General features: G+C 61.4%; 1 protein-coding gene. It reads right to left on the bottom strand.

Translation table 11 applies throughout. The features are described from left to right. Positions 1 to 64: 64 nt before the first annotated feature. Positions 65 to 459, bottom strand: a 395-nt coding sequence (locus tag EN786_RS36100; protein WP_189524377.1) for a GH32 C-terminal domain-containing protein, incomplete at its 5' end; no start/stop codon positions are given.

Below are 459 nucleotides of genomic sequence, written 5' to 3'. Positions count from 1 at the left end.
AAAGGGACGAAGCCAGCATCAAGGCGGGAGACTTCTTCACCAGCCTCCGAAGCGCAGTCAACGTTCAAAGACGGAGTTGCCAGGTAGCGGCAGCGGTCAGATTTTCTATGCCCGCACTAATCCGCCCCGCGCGCACCGGCGCGAAGGTTCTCAGCCGTTTGGTGCCAGTCCAGCGCCCATCGTCCGCGAAAACCTCAATGGACCCCCGGTCGAGGAAAATGCGCAAGCTCTTTGCCCTTGCTCCGCGTGCCAGATAGCGCGGCGAGGTTCTGTCTGATGACGCTTCGTACAGGATCGCCAAGCCATCCGCGTTCTGCTCGACGCCGAGTTCGAGATCGGGATGCTCGAAATCGATCCTAAAGGCCGAACCGGGTGCCGCGAGTTCAAGCAGGATTTCGACAGCTCCGTCGCCAAGGTCCATGCGCCCGCCATCCTGGAGGGCGTGGGTGTCGAGCATGC

This window comes from Mesorhizobium sp. M4B.F.Ca.ET.143.01.1.1, assembly GCF_004792275.1.
Classification (GTDB): domain Bacteria; phylum Pseudomonadota; class Alphaproteobacteria; order Rhizobiales; family Rhizobiaceae; genus Mesorhizobium; species Mesorhizobium abyssinicae.
This window is presented reverse-complemented; position numbering and strand designations above follow the sequence as displayed.